The organism is Actinomycetospora sp. CA-084318 (assembly GCF_050955885.1).
Taxonomy (GTDB): domain Bacteria; phylum Actinomycetota; class Actinomycetes; order Mycobacteriales; family Pseudonocardiaceae; genus Actinomycetospora.
Genome location: NZ_CP192098.1, coordinates 1,056,479 through 1,073,117 on the forward strand (window position 1 = coordinate 1,056,479; position 16,639 = coordinate 1,073,117).

General features: G+C 74.7%; 15 protein-coding genes and 1 pseudogene. 13 read left to right on the forward strand and 3 right to left on the reverse strand.

The features are described 5' to 3' along the window. Positions 1-3 precede the first annotated feature (3 nt). The 10 genes and pseudogenes from ACQPYX_RS05185 to ACQPYX_RS05230 all read left to right on the forward strand — a co-directional run bounded on the left by ACQPYX_RS05185 (position 4) and on the right by ACQPYX_RS05230 (position 9,806). Positions 4-762, forward strand: coding sequence for a nuclear transport factor 2 family protein (locus ACQPYX_RS05185; protein ID WP_433801847.1), 759 nt, complete (start codon positions 4-6; stop codon positions 760-762). Further along, positions 759-1,703, forward strand: a complete 945-nt coding sequence (locus ACQPYX_RS05190) for an LLM class flavin-dependent oxidoreductase (RefSeq protein ID WP_433801848.1) — start codon at positions 759-761, stop codon at positions 1,701-1,703. The genes ACQPYX_RS05185 and ACQPYX_RS05190 overlap by 4 nt, the downstream gene beginning before the upstream one ends. Further along, positions 1,700-2,995: a cytochrome P450 gene (locus ACQPYX_RS05195; RefSeq protein ID WP_433801849.1), complete on the forward strand. Its 1,296-nt coding sequence runs from the start codon at positions 1,700-1,702 to the stop codon at positions 2,993-2,995. Before ACQPYX_RS05190 ends, ACQPYX_RS05195 begins: the two co-directional genes overlap by 4 nt. After that, positions 2,992-4,593, forward strand: a complete 1,602-nt coding sequence (locus ACQPYX_RS05200) for a class I adenylate-forming enzyme family protein (protein WP_433801850.1) — start codon at positions 2,992-2,994, stop codon at positions 4,591-4,593. Before ACQPYX_RS05195 ends, ACQPYX_RS05200 begins: the two co-directional genes overlap by 4 nt. After that, complete coding sequence (locus tag ACQPYX_RS05205) at positions 4,590-5,444, forward strand: MaoC family dehydratase (RefSeq protein WP_433801851.1); 855 nt, start codon at positions 4,590-4,592, stop codon at positions 5,442-5,444. Before ACQPYX_RS05200 ends, ACQPYX_RS05205 begins: the two co-directional genes overlap by 4 nt. Then, the gene (locus ACQPYX_RS05210) at positions 5,414-6,244 is read left to right on the forward strand and encodes a mycofactocin-coupled SDR family oxidoreductase (protein ID WP_433801852.1); all 831 of its coding nucleotides are present in this window, start codon (positions 5,414-5,416) and stop codon (positions 6,242-6,244) included. Before ACQPYX_RS05205 ends, ACQPYX_RS05210 begins: the two co-directional genes overlap by 31 nt. 84 nt (positions 6,245-6,328) lie before the next feature. Further along, the gene (locus ACQPYX_RS05215) at positions 6,329-7,255 is read left to right on the forward strand and encodes an alpha/beta hydrolase (protein WP_433801853.1); all 927 of its coding nucleotides are present in this window, start codon (positions 6,329-6,331) and stop codon (positions 7,253-7,255) included. Positions 7,256-7,275: 20 nt separating this feature from the next. Further along, positions 7,276-8,919, forward strand: a complete 1,644-nt coding sequence (locus ACQPYX_RS05220) for a flavin-containing monooxygenase (RefSeq protein ID WP_433801854.1) — start codon at positions 7,276-7,278, stop codon at positions 8,917-8,919. A gap of 142 nt (positions 8,920-9,061) precedes the next feature. Continuing rightward, a pseudogene (locus tag ACQPYX_RS05225) lies at positions 9,062-9,505 on the forward strand (FAD-dependent monooxygenase); the annotation flags it as partial. 25 nt (positions 9,506-9,530) lie between these two features. Beyond that, positions 9,531-9,806, forward strand: coding sequence for a hypothetical protein (locus ACQPYX_RS05230; protein ID WP_433801855.1), 276 nt, complete (start codon positions 9,531-9,533; stop codon positions 9,804-9,806). Here the strand turns inward: ACQPYX_RS05230 and ACQPYX_RS05235 are convergent. Both ACQPYX_RS05235 and ACQPYX_RS05240 read right to left on the reverse strand, forming a co-directional pair. Further along, complete coding sequence (locus ACQPYX_RS05235; protein ID WP_433801856.1) at positions 9,781-12,273, reverse strand: excinuclease ABC subunit UvrA; 2,493 nt, start codon at positions 12,271-12,273, stop codon at positions 9,781-9,783. The genes ACQPYX_RS05230 and ACQPYX_RS05235 overlap by 26 nt on opposite strands. Positions 12,274-12,276: 3 nt before the next feature. After that, positions 12,277-13,296, reverse strand: coding sequence for an LLM class flavin-dependent oxidoreductase (locus tag ACQPYX_RS05240; RefSeq protein WP_433801857.1), 1,020 nt, complete (start codon positions 13,294-13,296; stop codon positions 12,277-12,279). An 81-nt stretch (positions 13,297-13,377) separates the two neighbouring features. On the opposite strand from ACQPYX_RS05240, the gene ACQPYX_RS05245 reads away from it, so the two are divergent. Genes ACQPYX_RS05245 through ACQPYX_RS05255 form a run of 3 tightly spaced genes read left to right on the forward strand, consistent with a single transcriptional unit; the run spans position 13,378 to position 15,340 of the window. Further along, positions 13,378-14,007 (forward strand): maleylpyruvate isomerase family mycothiol-dependent enzyme, encoded by a 630-nt coding sequence (locus tag ACQPYX_RS05245; RefSeq protein WP_433801858.1) that lies wholly within the window; start codon positions 13,378-13,380, stop codon positions 14,005-14,007. Positions 14,008-14,012: 5 nt separating this feature from the next. Beyond that, a complete protein-coding gene (locus ACQPYX_RS05250) occupies positions 14,013-14,363 on the forward strand; it encodes a glyoxalase (RefSeq protein ID WP_433801859.1) in 351 nt (116 codons plus the stop codon). After that, entirely contained in the window at positions 14,360-15,340 is a 981-nt protein-coding gene (locus ACQPYX_RS05255) for an adenosine deaminase family protein (RefSeq protein WP_433801860.1), read from the forward strand. The genes ACQPYX_RS05250 and ACQPYX_RS05255 overlap by 4 nt, the downstream gene beginning before the upstream one ends. Here the strand turns inward: ACQPYX_RS05255 and ACQPYX_RS05260 are convergent. Then, a complete protein-coding gene (locus ACQPYX_RS05260; protein ID WP_433801861.1) occupies positions 15,316-16,617 on the reverse strand; it encodes a DUF222 domain-containing protein in 1,302 nt (433 codons plus the stop codon). The two genes, ACQPYX_RS05255 and ACQPYX_RS05260, sit on opposite strands and share 25 nt — an antisense overlap. Between the last annotated feature and the right edge of the window lie 22 nt (positions 16,618-16,639).

Here is a 16,639-nt window from a genome sequence, read left to right on the forward strand (position 1 = left end):
CCGGTGGAGCCGTTCGTCGCGCTGATGCGCCGCTACGTCGTCGACTACACCAACCGCGGCGACCTCGCGGTCTGCGACGAGATCATGGAACCGGACTACGTGCTGCGGATGGGGCCGCACGTCCTCGCCGGTCGCGACGACGCCTACAAGCCCGCCACCCGCAAGCAGCTCGAGCAGTTCCCCGGGCTCGTGCTCACCGTGCACGACGTCGTCACCGACGGGCACCGGCTCGCGCTGCACTTCAGCGAGCACGGTGCCTCCCGCCGCCACGACGACCGCACCGCGGTCTGGGGCGGCATCGGCCTCTACACGTGGAACGGCACGCGGCTCACCGCGAACCGGGTCGAGCAGGACTACCAGGCCCGTCGTCGTCAGCTCGCCGACGGCGTCCCCGACGTCGTCCCGCCCCCGGCCCTCGCGCCCTGGGACACCGTCGCGGTGCCGGCCGACCCGGCGACCGAGGAGGTCGTGCGCGCCTGGGCGGTCGCGGGACTGCCCGCCACCGGCGACGTCGTCGTCGACGACGGCCGCGCCGAGGAGACGCCGGTCGAGCCCGAGGAGGTCACCGTGGACGACGTCGTCGTCGCGGGGGAGCGCGCGGCCGTGCACGTCACCGTCCGCGGGCCGCACCGCGACGGCGGGCCGGCGACGCTGCACGCCGCCGCCCTCGTCACCGTGCGCGGGGGACGGGTGGCCGCCGGCCGCGTGATCCGGGACCGGCTCGGGCTGGAACGCGCCCTCGCGTCGGCGGGTGCGCGATGACCCGCGTCGGGCTCTACCTCGACCTGCGGGTCCCGGCGGGCCGGGACGCCGCCGACGTCTACCGCCGCACCCTGGACCGGGTCGTCGCCGCCGAGGAACGCGGGCTCGGCGCGGTGTGGGTGACCGAGCACCACGGGTTCGCCGACGGTTACCTCCCCGCCCCCCTGACGATGGCCGCGGCGCTCGCGGCCCGGACCCGGCGGGTCCGGATCGGCACCGGCGTCGTCATCGCGCCGCTGGTGCCCGCCGAGACGCTGGCCGAGCAGGCCGCCGTCGTCGACCTGGTCTCCGGCGGCCGCCTCGAGCTCGGGCTCGGCGCCGGCTGGCGCGCCGAGGAGTTCGAGCGGGTCGGCGCCGACCACCGCACCCGCTACGACGTCCTCGAGGCCCGGCTCGCCCGGCTGCCGCAGCTCTGGGCGGACGGCACCGTCACGCCCGCCCCGGTCCAGGACCCGGTGCCCACCTGGGTCGGTGCCCGCGGCCCCCGGGGCGCGCGGCTCGCCGGGCGCGCCGGCGCCGGGTTGCTGTGGCTCGACCCGGACTTGATCGCGCCCTACCGCGAGGGTCTCGCCGCCGGGGGCCACGCCGACACCGGGCGGCTCGGCGGGCTGGTCAACGTCTTCCTGGCCGACGACCCCGACGAGGCGAAGGCCCGGCTGCGCGAGGCCGCGGGCCGCAACCGCGCGTCCTACCGCGGCAACGACGAGGCCGCCAAGAGCTCGGGCGACACGACCTTCCCGCGGCTGAAGGTCCGCACCGGCCCCGACGCGGTCGCCGCGGTCCGCGAGCAGCTCGCGCCGCTGGCGGGGATGCCGGTGACCGACGTCTTCTGCTTCGCCGACCTCGGTGGCCTGCCGGACGACCTCGTCGACCGGCACCTCGAGCTCGTCACCGACGTCCTGACGCCGGGTCTGGCCGATGCCGCGGCGGTGGTCGCGTGAGCGCCGCCGGCCGCGTGCCCGACCTGCCCGACGACCTCCTCGCGCCCGACGCCGTCGCCGACCCGGCCGGGGCCGCCGCCCTGCTCCGCGAGCACGACCCGGTGCACTGGAGCCCGGCACACCGCGCCTGGCTGCTCACCCGCCACGACGACGTCGTCGCCGCGTTCCGCGACCCGGCCCTGTCCTCGGACCGGGTGCGGCCGGTGCTCGCGCGTCGTCAGGCAGGTCAGGCCGGCCAGGCCGGCCAGACGGACGGCCCGTCGGCCGAGCACCGGGTGCTCTCCCTGATCAGCGACTGGATGGTGGTCAGCGACCCGCCGGCGCACACCCGCCTGCGCCGCCTCGCCGGCGGCGCGTTCAAGCAGCAGCAGATCGCCGCGATGGGCGAGCGGATCCAGACCCTCGTGGACGAGCTCGTCGACGGGTTCCTGACGACGGGGCCGGCGGGCGACCTGATCGCCGACGTCGCCTACCCGCTGCCCGCGACCGTGATCGCCGAGATGCTCGGGGCGCCCCGCGCCGACCGCGACCGCTTCCGGGAGTGGTCCGACGAGCTCGCGCTGGTCGCCTTCGGCACGGGCGGTGACGCCCGCGCCGACCGGCACGCCCGCGCGCTGCGCGGCCTCGAGGAGATGGCCGCCTACTTCCGCGACCTCGTCGCCGAGCGTCGCCGCGACCCGGCCGACGACATGCTCTCGGCCATGATCGCCGGCGAGTCGATCGGCCCCGACGTCGAGGAGGGCCTGACCGACGACGAGCTGGTCGGCATGTGTGCGCTGCTGCTGTTTGCCGGGCACGAGACCACGACGAACGCGATCGCGAACACCGTCCGGCTGCTCACCGCCGACCCGGCCGTGCGCGACCGGGTGGCCGCCGACCCCGACCTCGTGGCGCCCGCCGTCGAGGAGGCGCTGCGGCTGCAGGGGCCGATCAAGGTCCTGGTGCGCTGGGTGGTGGCCGACCACGAGCGGCGTGGCCGGCGGATCCGGGCGGGGGAGCGGGTGATGCTGGTGCTCCCCGGCGCCAACCGCGACCCGGAACGGTTCGACCGACCCGACGCGCTGGACCTGCACCGCGAGCGCAATCAGCACCTGGCGTTCGGCCGCGGCATCCACGCGTGCATCGGGGCGCAGCTCGCCCGGCTCGAGACCCGCCACGCCGTCGGGACCGTCCTGCGGCGCCTGCCCGGACTCCGCGTCACCGCCGAGCCCGACTGGATCCCGACGATCGCCTCCCGGGCGGCCGCCACCCTCCCGGTGACCTCCGACGTGGCGCCTGCGGGTCGACGATGAGCGTCCGGCCACCGGTCACCACGCTCGCCGAGCTCGTCGAGGCCTCGGCCGGGCGCGCCCTGGACGCCGAGGCGCTCGTCTTCGCCGACGGGGAGCGGCTGACCACCGGTGGGCTCGCCGCGCGGTCGGTGGAGCTCGCGACCGGGCTGCTCGCGGCCGGGGTCGGACCCGGGGACCGGGTGGGGCTGCTGCTGCCGGCCTCGGCCGACCTCGTCGCCCTGCTCCTCGCCGTGACCCGGGTCGGGGCCATCGCGGTCCCCGTCAACGCCCGCTACCGCGCCGCGGAGGTCCACCACGTCCTCGCCCACTCCGGGGCCGCGCTGGTGGTCACCGCGCCGGGCGCGGCGGGCACCCCGGACCTGCCGCGGCTCGCGGAGGAGGCCCGGGCGGTCGGCCCGACGCCGGAGCTGCGCGCGCACGTGGACCTCGCCGACCTCCGGGGTCGGTCCGACGCGGCCGCCGTCGCCGCGGCGACCGCAGGCACCCGGGTCCGCGACCCCGCCGTCCTCGTCTACACCTCGGGCACCACCGCGGCGCCGAAGGGCGCCCTGATCTCGCACGAGGCGCTCGTCCGGCTCGCGGCGGGCATCGCCGAGCGGATGGCCCTCACGCCGGCCGACCGCATCTGGACGGCGATCCCGCTCTTCCACGGCGGCGGGATCACCTTCACCGTCGCCGCCCTGACCGCGGGCGCGGCCTTCGTCCACCCCGGGTACTTCGACCCGACCACCACCCCGGCCCTGCTCGAGACCGAGCGCATCACGGTGGCCCTCGCCGCGTTCGAGACGATCTGGATGCCGGTCCTGGACCGGCCCGACACGGCCACGCGCGACCTGTCCGCGGTCCGGCTGGTGATGGCGGTCGGGGTGCCCGAACGGCTCCGGGTGATGGCCGGACGGCTGCCGCACGCGGTCCACGTGTCGTGCGTGGCGATGACCGAGTCCTCGGCCTTCCTCGCTCTCGGCCGCCTCGACGACCCGCTCGAGGCCCGCCTGACGACGGGTGGTCACCCGATGCCGGGGATGTCCTGTCGCGTCGTCGACCCGGAGACCGGCGCCGACCTGCCCCCGGACGTGCCGGGCGAGCTGCTCTTCCGCGGGCCGACCGCCTTCGACGGCTACTTCCGCGACCCGGCGGCCACCGCCGCCACGATCGACGCGCAGGGTTGGGTGCACACCGGCGACCTCGTCACCCTCGACGCGGACGGCCGCCTCACCTTCCGCTCGCGGCTGAAGGACATGCTCAAGGTCGGTGGCGAGAACGTGTCCGCGGCGGAGATCGAGAACCACCTGCTGACCCACCCGGCCGTCGGGGTCGTCGCGGTGGTGGCGGCGCCGGACGCGCGCTACGTGGAGGTCCCGGCCGCGTTCGTGCAGCTCGCCCCGGGTGCCGCGGTGACGGCCGACGAGCTGATCGCGCACTGCGTCGGGGCGGTCGCGAGCTTCCGCGTGCCGCGCTACGTGCGCTTCGTCGAGAGCTGGCCGATGTCCGGTACCAAGATCCGCAAGGTGGAACTGCGCGAGCGGATCGCGGCGGAGCTCGCCGCGGCCGGGATCACGGAGGCGCCGCGGCCGCCCACGCCCGCAGGCCGGTCGTGAGCGACCTCGTCGGGTGGCGCGTCCCGGGCGGGCCGAGCCGGGTCGACGGCTACGAGAACCTGCTGCTGCACGACGCCGTGCGGGCTCCGCGCTCGCCCGAGCCGCACCCGGTCTGGGCCTTCCTCGCCCCGCAGCGGGGCATGGGACTCTCGCTCGCCGCGCTGTTCGAGGCGCTCGGGACGCCGCTCGACGCCGGTCCGGTCCTCGGGTCCTTCTCCGCCCGGCTGCACGCGCCGCTGCGGCTCGGCGTCGACCACACCGTCACCGGCGGGGTGACGTCGGTGGTCCGGCGCGCGAGCCGGGTGCTGGGGCCCTTCGACGAGGTCGCGGTCGAGCTCGAGCTGGGCCGCGAGGTGCCCGTGGTGTCCGCGCGCTACGCGTTCCTCCTCCCGCGCCCCGACGGCGAGGCGCCCGACGGACCCGCCCCGACCCGGCGTCGGGACGCCCTCGACGGCACGGCGGGCGAGCCGATCACGGTGCGGGCCGAGGAGATGAAGCTGCTCGCGCTCCTGCTGCGCGACCCCAACCCGATCCACCTCGACCCCGACGCCGCCGCGGCGCGCGGGTTCGGCCGCGCCTGCGTCAACCAGGGGCCGGCCAACCTCGCCTACGTCCTGACCCACGTCGTCCGGTCGCGGCCCGGGCGCCTCGTCGCGTTCGACGCGCGGTTCCACGCCCCGGTGCTCGCGGGCGACGTGGTGCGCCCCGTCTGCGACGACGCCGGGCGCTTCGCCCTGCTCGGCGCCGACGACCGGCCCGCGGTGAGCGGGCACGCCGAACTCGCGGCCGCGTCCGGCGGCCCGGACCCGGAGGGAGCGACATGGGACGTGTCGAGGGCAAGGTCGCCCTGATCAGTGGCGCGGCGCGGGGCCAGGGGCGGTCGCACGCGCTGCGGCTCGCGGCGGAGGGCGCGGACGTGGTCCTGCTCGACGCGTGCGCGCCGATCCCGTCCGCGCCGATCGACATGCCGTCCTCGGACGAGCTGGAGCGCACCGCCGAGGAGGTCCGTGGGCTCGGGCGGCGGGCGCTCGCCCACGTGGTCGACGTCCGGGACACCGGCGGGCTCGCGAAGGTCGTCGACGACGCGGTGGCCGCGTTCGGCGGCATCGACGTGGTGTGTGCCAACGCCGGCATCTTCGCCACCGCGCCCGCGCTCGAGACCGACGACGCGCTGTGGGAGGAGACGCTGGCGATCAACCTCACCGGCGTGTTCCGCACCGTCCGCGCGGCGCTGCGGCCGATGGTGGAGGGCGGCCGGGGCGGATCGGTGATCGTCACCAGCTCGACGGCGGGGCTCAAGGGCGTGCCCAACACGGTGGCCTACTCGGCGTCGAAGCACGGCGTGGTGGGCGTGGTCCGGGTGCTCGCGAACGAGATGGCCCCGCACCGGATCCGGGTGAACTCGGTGCACCCCACCGGCGTGAACACGGCCATGATCCGCAACGAGGCGACCTACCGCCTCATGGTGCCCGGGGTGGAGCACCCCACCTCCGAGCAGGCCGAGCCCGTGTTCGCCTCGATCAACGCGCTGCCGGTGCCCTGGGTCGAGGCCTCCGACGTCAGCGAGGCCGTGCTCTGGCTGGCCTCCGACGAGTCCCGCTTCGTCACCGGGATCGCGCTGCCGGTGGACGCCGGAGCGACCCAGAAGTAGCCCGCGCTGGTTGTGATCAGCACCACGCACTCGGTAATCTACCGGTCGTTTGGTACTTGATCCCGACGACGGGTGGTGCGGCCGGTGGCCCTCGACGACGCGACCTCAAACCTGGTGGCGCAGCTCGCCGCGAGCGGCATGCCGCCGATCCAGGAGATGACCCCGGAGCAGGCCCGTGGACTGGGTCCGGCGCTCGCCGAGATGTACGGGCCGGGACCGGTGGTGGCGCGCGTCGACGAGCCCGCCGACGCCCCGGTGCCGCTGCGGGTGCTGACGCCGGAGGGCACGCCGCGCGGCGTCGTCGTCTACTACCACGGCGGCGGCTGGGTGATCGGCGCGCTGGACGAGTTCGACCACCTCGGCCGGCTGCTCGCGAACCGCACCGGCTGCGTCGTCGTGCTGGTCGACTACCGGCTGGCCCCGGAGCACCGGTACCCGACCGCCGTCGAGGATGCCTGGGCGGCCCTGGGGTGGGTGGACGCGCACCTGACCGACCTCGCCGGGTCGCGCGTCCCGCTGGTGGTCGCGGGCGACTCCGCGGGCGGCAACCTGTCGGCGATCGTCGCGCGGCGGGCGCGGGACGCGGGCGGGCCGGCGCTGGCGGCGCAGGTGCTCGTCTACCCCGTCACCGACGCGGACGTCGACCGGCCGTCCTACGTCGACCCCGAGAACCAGCTGCTGGTCAACCGGGACAGCATGATCTGGTTCTGGGACCACTACACGCCCGACGCGGCGGTGCGGTCCGACCCGGACGCCTCGCCCCTGCAGGCGTCCGACCTCGCGGGGCTCCCGCCCGCGGTGGTCCTGCACGCCCCGCACGACCCGCTGCTCGACGAGGGCGTCGCCTACGCCGACCGGCTCGAGCAGGCCGGGGTCGAGGTGACCCGGCTGCTCGTCCCCGGCCAGATGCACGGCTTCTTCACCATGGTCGGCGTGCTGCCGGGGGCAGCCGTCGGCATGGACTTCGTGGTGGGCGAGATCGACCGCCACCTCAGCCCCGTGACCGCCTGACCCCTCGAGAGGTGGCTCCCGTGACCGTCCCGAACCCCCGCCCCGCCTCCGTCACCACCGTCGACGCCCTCGTCGTCGGCGCCGGACTCGCCGGGCTCTACATGCTCCACCGCCTACGCGGCCAGGGGCTCGACACCGTCGTCGTCGAGGCCGGGGACGGCGTCGGCGGCACCTGGTACTGGAACCGCTACCCGGGCGCGCGCTGCGACGTCGAGAGCCTGGAGTACTCCTACTCGTTCTCCGCCGAGCTCGAGCAGGAGTGGGACTGGACGGAGAAGTACCCGACGCAGCCGGAGATCCTGCGCTACGTCGAGCACGTCGCCGACCGGTTCGGCCTGCGGGACGGGGTACGCCTGTCGACCACGGTCACCGCGGCCCACTACGACGACGCCCGCGGCCGCTGGCACGTCACCACCGACGCGGGCGACGCCTACGACACCGAGCAGCTGATCATGGCGACCGGCTGCCTGTCGGTGGCGAAGACCCCGGAGGTGCCCGGCGCGGAGTCGTTCGCCGGGCGGACCTTCCACACCGGCCACTGGCCGCACGAGCCGGTCGACTTCACCGGACGCCGGGTGGCCGTGATCGGCACCGGCTCGTCCGGCATCCAGACGATCCCGCTGATCGCCGAGCAGGCGGCCGAGCTGACCGTCTTCCAGCGCACCCCGAACTTCAGCATGCCCGCGAACAACCGGCCGTTGGACCCCGAGGAGCAGGCCGCGCGCAAGCGGGACTACCGCGCGCACCGGGAGGCCGCCCGGACCTCCGGGTTCGGGGTGCCGGTGGAGCCCGCGACGCAGTCGGCGCTGGAGGTGCCCGACGCCGAGCGCGACGCGAAGTACGAGGCGGCCTGGGGGAGGAACCTCGTCGGGCTGCTCAGCTCCTACACCGACACCATCGTCGACCGGGCGGCCAACGACACCGCCGCCGAGTTCGTGCGTCGCAAGATCCGCGGGACCGTGCAGGACCCGGAGGTCGCCGAGGCGCTCTCGCCGCGCGACCACCCCTTCGGCACCAAGCGGCCCTGCCTGGACACGAACTACTACGCGACCTTCAACCGCGACCACGTGCACCTCGTCGACCTGCGCGCGACGCCGCTGGCGGAGATCACGCCGCGGGGCGTGCGGACCTCCGAGCGGGATTACGAGGTCGACGACCTGGTGTTCGCGACGGGGTTCGACGCCATGACCGGGGCGCTGCTGCGGATCGACGTGGTCGGCCGGGACGGGGCGCGTCTGCGGGACCGGTGGGCGGACGGCCCGACGACGAACCTCGGCCTGCAGGTCTCCGGCTTCCCGAACCTCTGGATGATCACCGGGCCGGGGAGCCCGTCGGTGCTGTCGAACATGATGGTGTCGATCGAGCAGCACGTGGACTTCGTCGCCGACTGCCTGGTCTACGCGCACGGGCGGGGCGAGACGGTGATCGAGTCGACGCCCGAGGCCGAGCAGGAGTGGACCGAGCACGTCCGGGTGGTCGGCGAGGCGACGCTCTACCCGCAGGCGGACTCCTGGTACATGGGCTCGAACGTGCCCGGCAAGCCGCGGCGGTTCATGGCCTACATCGGCGGGGTCGGGCCCTACCGGGAGCACTGCGACGACCTCGCCGCCCGCGGCTACCCCGGCTTCACGTTCTCGGCGCCGCGGGTGCCCGAACCGGCCTGAGCGGCGGCCCTACGATCCGCGCCATGGCGACGAGGGTGTTGGTCACCGGCGCGAGCATCGCGGGGCCGGCGCTGGCCCACGGGCTGCGCCGGCACGGGGCCGAGGTCACCGTGGTGGAGCGGGCGCCCGGCCTGCGCCCGGGCAGGTCGCCGACCTCGGGTGGGAGACCCCGCGCCTGCTCGCCCACCTCGACGACGCCCCGGACTTCTACCTCGACCAGGTCGCCCAGGTGGTGATGGACCGCTGGTCGGAGGGGCGCGTGGGGCTGCTCGGCGACGCGGCGTGCTGCGCGTCCCCGATGTCCGGGCAGGGCACCGGGATCGCGCTGGTCGGTGCCTACCTGCTGGCCGCCGAGCTGGCCGGGGCCGGATGGGACCCCGCGGTGGGGTTCGCCCGCTACGAGGAGCGCATGCGCCCGTTCGTCGCGGCCAACCAGGAGATCGGGCGGATGCACGTCGCGAGCCTGCAGGCCCCCGATCCCGACGCCGACCCGGCGCCGGAGCCCGACATGGACGCCCTGATGGCCCTCGTCGAGCGGGCGATCAACGGCGTCGACCTGCCCGACGAGGCCCCGGCGGGCCCGTGACCCTGTGATCGGGGACACTCCGGGGATGGCCAAGTACCGGGTCCTGCTGATGACCGACCTGACCCGTCTCGACGAGGACGGGCTCGCCGACCTCTACGAGCGGCTCGTCGGGATCGGCGGCGTCCCGACGGTGCCGGCCGGGGTGCTCGAGGTCACCGGCACCACGGAGGCACCGGACGCACGGGCCGCCGTCGCGGAGGTGGGGCGCGTGCTCGAACACGCGCTGACGGCGATGAACCGGCCGTGCCGGGTCATCGGCGTGCAGGCGGGCGAGGTCATCGCCCCGTCGGCCGTCGGCTGACCCGCGACGCCAGGAATGGGCCCGTGACGCTCGCCGGATCGGCCGCCACCGCGGCCGGTCGGCCCTGCGCGACGATCCGCCCGCCGTCGGGACCGCCGACGGGGCCCAGGTCGATCACGTGGTCGGCGGCCGCGAGCACGTCGAGGTCGTGGTCGATGACGACGACGGTCGCCCCGGCCGCGAGCAGCCGGTCGAACACCTCGACGAGGGTGCGGACGTTCACCGGGTGCAGTCCGGTGGACGGCTCGTCGAAGACGTAGAGCACCCCGCGCTGGCTGCTGCGCAGGCGCGAGGCGATCCGCAGCCGCTGGGCCTCGCCGCCGGACAGCGACGGCGTCGCCTCCCCGAGCCGGAGGTAGCCCAGGCCGACGTCGGCGATCGGCCGCAGCGGGCGCTCCAGCCCGGGCCACCCGGCGAGCCGCTCCAGCGCCTGCTCGACCGACAGGTCCAGGACGTCGGCGACGGTGAGCCCGTCGACGGTCACCTCGAGCACCTCGGGGGCGTAGCGCGAACCGTGGCAGCGCGGGCAGGTCTCGCGGATGTCGGGGAGGTACTGCACGTCGAGGTCGAGGTGGCCGAGCCCGAGGCAGACCGGGCACTGGCCCGCCGTCGTGTTGTAGGAGAAGTGGCCGGCCCTCCAGCCGCGCCCGCGGGCGGCGTCGGTGGCCGCGAAGTGCCTGCGGATCGCGTCGAGCGCTCCGGAGTAGGTGGCGGGCGTCGAGCGGGCGTTCGCGCCGATGGGGGTCGCGTCGATCTCGGCGAGCGCGCGGATGCCGGGGGCGTCCAGGAACCGGACGTGGGCGGGTGCGGCCTCGCCCGCGAGCTGCGCCCGCAGGGCCGGGACGAGGCTGTCGACCACCAGGGCGCTCTTGCCCGCGCCGGACGGGCCGGCGAACGCGGTGAGCGCCCCGACGGGCAGCTCGACCCGCAGGTCGTGGAGGTTGAACAGCGCGTCGACCTCGAGGGTGATCGCGGGGCCGTCGACGGGGCGCGGCTCGCGGTCGGTGACGGGCTCCGCGCCCAGGAAGGGCCCGATGAGGGAGGCCGGGTCGCGGCGCACCTGCTCGGGGGTGCCCTGGGCGACGACGCGTCCGCCCGCGGACCCGGCGCCCGGACCGAGCTCGACGACCCAGTCGGCCTCCGCGATGACCTCGACGTCGTGCTCGACCATCACCACGGAGTTCCCGCCCGCGACCAGGGCGAGGATGGTGTCGACGAGCCCGCCGACGTTGCTCGGGTGGAGGCCGACCGAGGGCTCGTCGAGGACGTAGAGCATGCCGGTGGTGTTCGCGCGGACCGTCGAGGTGAGCTCCAGCCGCTGCCGCTCGCCGGTCGAGAGGGTGGCGCCGGCACGGTCGAGGCCGAGGTAGCCCAGCCCCAGCCTCAGCAGCGGGTCGATCAGCCGCGAGATCTCGGCCGCCAGTGTCGTGGCCGGGCGGCGCAGCTCCTCCGGGGCCTTCCCGACGAGGCCGTCGGCGAACGTCTGCAGGGCGTCGAGCGACAGCGCCGAGATCGTGGCGAGGTCCTCGCCGTCGAGGCGGCTGGCGAGGGCCTCGGGGCGGAGCCGGGTGCCGTGGCAGACGTGGCAGGTCTCCCAGCGCAGGAAGCGCTTCTGCCGCTCGCGGGTGGTGGCGTTGTCCGACCGGGCGGCGCGTTCCACGGCGGCGACGGCGTTCTCGTAGTTGACGTCGAGGGTGACCGGCCGGGGTCCGTCCTCGCCCAGCGTGACCCGCCGGACCACGTGCTCGCCGTGCAGCACCACGTCCCGCTCGCCGGCGGTGAGGTCGCGCCAGGGGACGTCGAGCCGGACCCCGAGCTGGGCGGCGGCGTAGCGCGAGAGCCGCATGCCGCCGCTGTTCCAGGGCAGGACGGCGCCGTCGTCGATGGTGCGGTCGTGGTCGGGGACGAGGCTGTCCTCGTCGATCTCGAACCGCTGCCCGACGCCGTCGCAGCCCGGGCATGCCCCGGTGGAGTTGAAGGCGAAGCTCTCCGCACCCGGCGTCGGGAAGTGGACGCCGCAGACCGGGCAGACCGCGTCCATCGTGAAGGAGTGCACCCCGGGAGGAACCATGTGGCCGTTGGGGCAGCGGTGCTCGCCGAGGCGCGACATGGCCAGGCGCAGGGCGTTGAGCACCGAGCTCATCGTCCCGACCGTGCTGCGCGGCCCGGGGACCGGCGGCCGCTGCCGCAGGGCGAGGGCCGCCGGGAGGTGGGCGATCCCGTCGACGTCCGGCCGCTGCGCCTGGCTGAGCCGGCGGCGGCTGAACGTCGACAGGCCCTCGAGGAACCGCTGCATGCCCTCGGCGAAGAGCGTGCCCATGGCGAGGGAGCTCTTGCCCGAGCCCGACAGCCCCGTCACGACGACGACCCGGTGCAGCGGGATGTCGACGTCGAGACCCTGCAGGTTGTTGTGCCGGACCCCGCGCACCTCGATCGCGGTGGGCGGGGCGGGGCGGTCGCGGGGCATGGGTCAGCGCCAGCCCAGCTCCGGAGCGAGGTGGGTCAGCACGCTCTCGATCACGTGGGCGTTGTAGTCCACGCCGAGCTGGTTGGGAACCGTGAGCAGCAGCGTGTCGGCCGCGGCGATCGCCTCGTCCTCGGCGAGTTCGGCGATCAGCTTGTCGGGCTCGCCGGCGTAGGTCTTCCCGAAGCGGGCGTTGCCGCCGTCGAGGTGCCCGACCTGGTCGGTCGAGTGCCGCTCGCGCCAGAACAGCTGCTTGTCGATCTCGGAGACGATCGGGAAGACGCTCCGGCTGACCGAGACGCGGGGCGTGCCCTCGTGCCCGGCCGCGTTCCAGGCGTCGCGGAAGCGCTGGATCTGTTCGGCCTGCAGACGGTGGAAGGGCACGCCGGTGTCCTCGGTGAGCAGGGTCGAGCTCATGAGGTTCATGCCCTGCTCGCCGGCCCACTCGGCGGTCGCCCGGCTGCCCGCGCCCCACCAGATGCGCTCACGGAGCCCCTCGGAGTACGGCTCGATCCGCAGCAGCCCGGGCGGGTTGGCGAACATCGGGCGCGGGTTGGGCTGCGCGAAGCCCTCGCCCTTGAGGGCGTCGAGGAAGATTCGGGTGTGCTCGCGGGCCATGTCCGCGTCGGTCTGCCCCTCGGCCGGCTGGTACCCGAAGTAGCGGTACCCGTCGATGACCTGCTCGGGGGAGCCCCGGCTGATGCCGAGCTGGAGTCGGCCGCCGGAGATGAGGTCGGCCGCGCCCGCGTCCTCCGCCATGTACAGCGGGTTCTCGTAGCGCATGTCGATGATCCCGGTGCCCAGCTCGATACGGCTGGTCCGCGCGCCGGCCGCGGCGAGCAGCGGGAACGGCGAGGCGAGCTGCTGGGCGAAGTGGTGCACCCGGAAGTAGGCGCCGTCGGCGCCGAGCTCCTCGGCGGCGACCGCGAGGTCGATCGACTGCAGCAGCGAGTCCCGCGCCGACCGCACCATCGAGTGCGACGACGGCGACCAGTGCCCGAACGAGAGGAACCCGATCTTCTTCACAGTTGAAGGAACAACTGATCTCCTCGGCCCTATTCCCGACCGGGTCGATGATTCTCTCCTGGTCGTGGAGTCCCTCCTGACATGACGCGTGTGGCGATGCTCGACGACGTGGCGGCCGAAAGGCTCGCGCTGGCCGACGAGCTGGAGGAGCTGACCGAGGAGCAGTGGGCGACGCCGTCGTTGTGCGCGGGCTGGACGGTGCGCGACGTCGCGGCGCACCTGACCCTGTCGACCCGGACGACGGTCCCACGGTTCGCGTGGGCGGCGGTGAAGGCCCGCGGCGACGTCGACCGGGCGTTCGCGGACGAGGCGCGGGAGCGGGCCCGCCGGTTCTCCCACGCGGAGCTGGTGGGACAGCTGCGGGAGATGGCTCGTGTCGACCGGCGGCTCCGGCTGTCCGGGCCGCTCGACCCGCTCAACGACCTGCTCGTGCACCGGCAGGACATCGCGATCCCGCTCGGCCACGTCGTCGACGCGCCGGTCGAGCGGGTGGCGCCGTGCCTCCCGTTCATCTGGTCCGCGCCGTTCGTCGGGGCCGCGAAGCGGTTCGCGGGCGTCCGGCTGGTGGCGACCGACTGCGGCTGGACCGAGGGCGCGGGCCCGGAGGTGCGCGGCCCGTCGTCGGGAATGCTCCTGGCGCTCAACGGTCGGCGCGCCGGGCTGGACCGGCTCGACGGACCTGGCCTGGACCTGGTCCGGGGTCGACACTGATCGGCGTGTTCACGGGGATCCACCACGTCCAGCTCGCGATGCCGGCGGGCCGGGAGGACGAGGCCCGGGCGTTCTTCGTCGGGGCACTGGGGATGACCGAGGTCGAGAAGCCGCCGGTGCTCGCCGCCCGGGGCGGGGCGTGGTTCCGCGGCGGAGGGGTGGAGCTGCACCTCGGCGTGGAGGAGCCGTTCGCCCCGGCCCGGAAGGCCCACCCGGGCCTCGTGGTGTACGACATCGCCGAGGCGGCGCGCCGGGTCGGCGGTGACGTCACGTGGGACGACGACTTCCCGGGCTTCCGCCGCTTCTACGCCCACGACCCGTTCGGCAACCGGCTGGAGTTCCTGCAGCCGCTGTGAGCCGCGACCTGAGCGCCCTGCCGAAGGCCCACCTGCACGTCCACCTCATGGGCTCGATCCGGCCGTCGACGTACGCGGAGTTCGGCGGGTCGGCCGGGTTCCCGTCGCGGTACGGCTCGTGGGAGGCGTACGTCGCCGCGTACCGGAGCACGAAGGACGTGCTGCGCGGGCCGGAGGACCTGCACCGGCTCGTCGTCGAGCTCGTCGAGGACTCGGCTGCGGACGGTGCGGCGTGGACCGAGGTGAGCGTCTCGCCGTCCGGCCGCCTCCGCGGGGTGACGGGCTCCGATGAGGCGACGATGGAGGTCGTCTGCGACGCGGTCTCCTCGGCGGCTGCGCCGGCGGGTGTCGTGGTCGGGATCGACCGGGAGCGGGACGCCGCCGACCCGGACCGGATGGCGTTGCTGGCCGCGGCGTGGGCCGACCGCGGCGTGGTCGGGCTCGGGCTCGCGGGGGACGAGACCGCCCCGGTCGCGCCCTTCGCTTGGGCGGCGGCGATCGCCCGCGACGCCGACCTGCTCGTCGTGCCGCACTCCGGCGAACTCTGCGGCCCGGAGTCGATCCGGGAGGACCTGCGGGTGCTGCGCCCGGACCGACTCATGCACGGCGTGCGGGCCGTCGAGGACCCTGAGCTCGTCCGCGAGCTGGCGGACCGGGGGACGACGCTCGACGTCGGGATCAGCTCGAACGTCGCGCTCGGGGTGGTACCCGACCTGGTGTCGCACCCTCTGCCGGCTCTGGTCCACGCCGGTGTCCCGTGTTCGGTGAACGCCGACGACACGTTGCTGTTCAGCACCGGGCTGGCGCGCGAGTACGAGTTCGCGCGGCAGCTGGGTCTGACCGACGCGGAGCTCGCCGGCGTCGCCCGGGCGTCGTTGCTCGGCTCGGCGGCGCCGCCGTCCGTGCGGGACGTGGCGCTCGCCGGGGTCGAGGCATGGCTCGGGGCGGCCGGTCATGGTCCGGCGCGGCTGGTGTAGGTGTGGCCGGTGGGGGTGGTGGTGCGGACGTGTGGGGGTGGGGTCCGAATCCGTCGTGGAGCAGTTCGGTGATCCAGCCGGGCAGTTCTTTGAGGTGGTTGCCGCGCACGCAGTTGCCGCGCCCGTTGCCGAGGCTGGTGGGGCCGCCGGCCTTCTTGCCTGTGATGTGGTCGGTGTGTCGGATCGGGGCTCCGCAGAAGGGGTCGCGGCACATGCCGTGGTCGCGGAACGCGATCAGTTTGGCGAGGAACCCGTCGAAGTAGCGGCGGGTGGGGTCGCCGCCGACGAGGGTGCCGTGGGCGGGGTGGGCGAACAGGCGCCGCCACCAGCGGTGCCCGCCGGTGTAGCGGAGCAGGTCGGTGACGATCCCGGCCGGGAGCGGGCCGTGGCCGACGAGTTCGCCGGTGCTGGTGCTGTCGGGGTCGGTGATCGCGTCGAGCGGCAGGACGATCCCGACTTCGACGTTGACGTCCTCGGCGTAGACCTGTCCGGTGAGCCGCTCGACCAGGGTGTCGGCGACACTCACAGATGATCTGGTCGCGGGTGCGGTCGTCGGTGTCCCCGGTCGCGATCAACGAGTCGGCGTATGTGCGGAGTGCGGCGATGCAGGCGACACCCTGCTCGACCGGCAGCAGGCCCGAGAGGACGCTCATGGTGTCCGGGGCCGGGCGTAGCGTGACCCGCCGGTCTTTGCGGGCTTTCCGGGCGCGGTCGGTGAACCCTTGTGGGTCGGCTTCGTAGGCGAGTTTCTTGACCGCCGCCTCGGCCTGCTTTCGGCCCATGTCCTCCAGGCCGGTCTCGGCGAGCTGCTTGTCCACCACCGCGCGGGTCTCCGGATCGAGGTGCGACGTGGTGGAGACGATGTGTTCGGCGAGCTGCTCGCTGATGCGCCCCGCCACCAGCAGCGCCCGGGTACCGGGCAGGTCGCTCGCCAGCGCCCGCGCGACCCCGAGCCGGCGGTCTCCGACGTAGGGGGAGACGTGGGCGGCCAACGCGATCTGGTCGGCGATCCCGCGACCGAGCTTCTCCGGGTCCAACCGACCCTGCGCGACGAGTTCAATCTGTTCTTCGACCTGGGCGCGGCCGAAGGCGACGATCGCGGTGTGCCGCGCCGCCGCCACCGCCGAACGGGCGCGTTCGAGCAGGGCGATCCGGTCGATGCACGCCGCACCACCATCGGACTCCGGATCGGTGGGGAGCTCGGCGAGTTCGGCGAGGCGCGTGAGCAACGCGGTCAGCTCCGCGCTGACCGGGTCCACCGCCTCGTTCGAACTCATGTTCGCAAGCTAGCAGCGACCC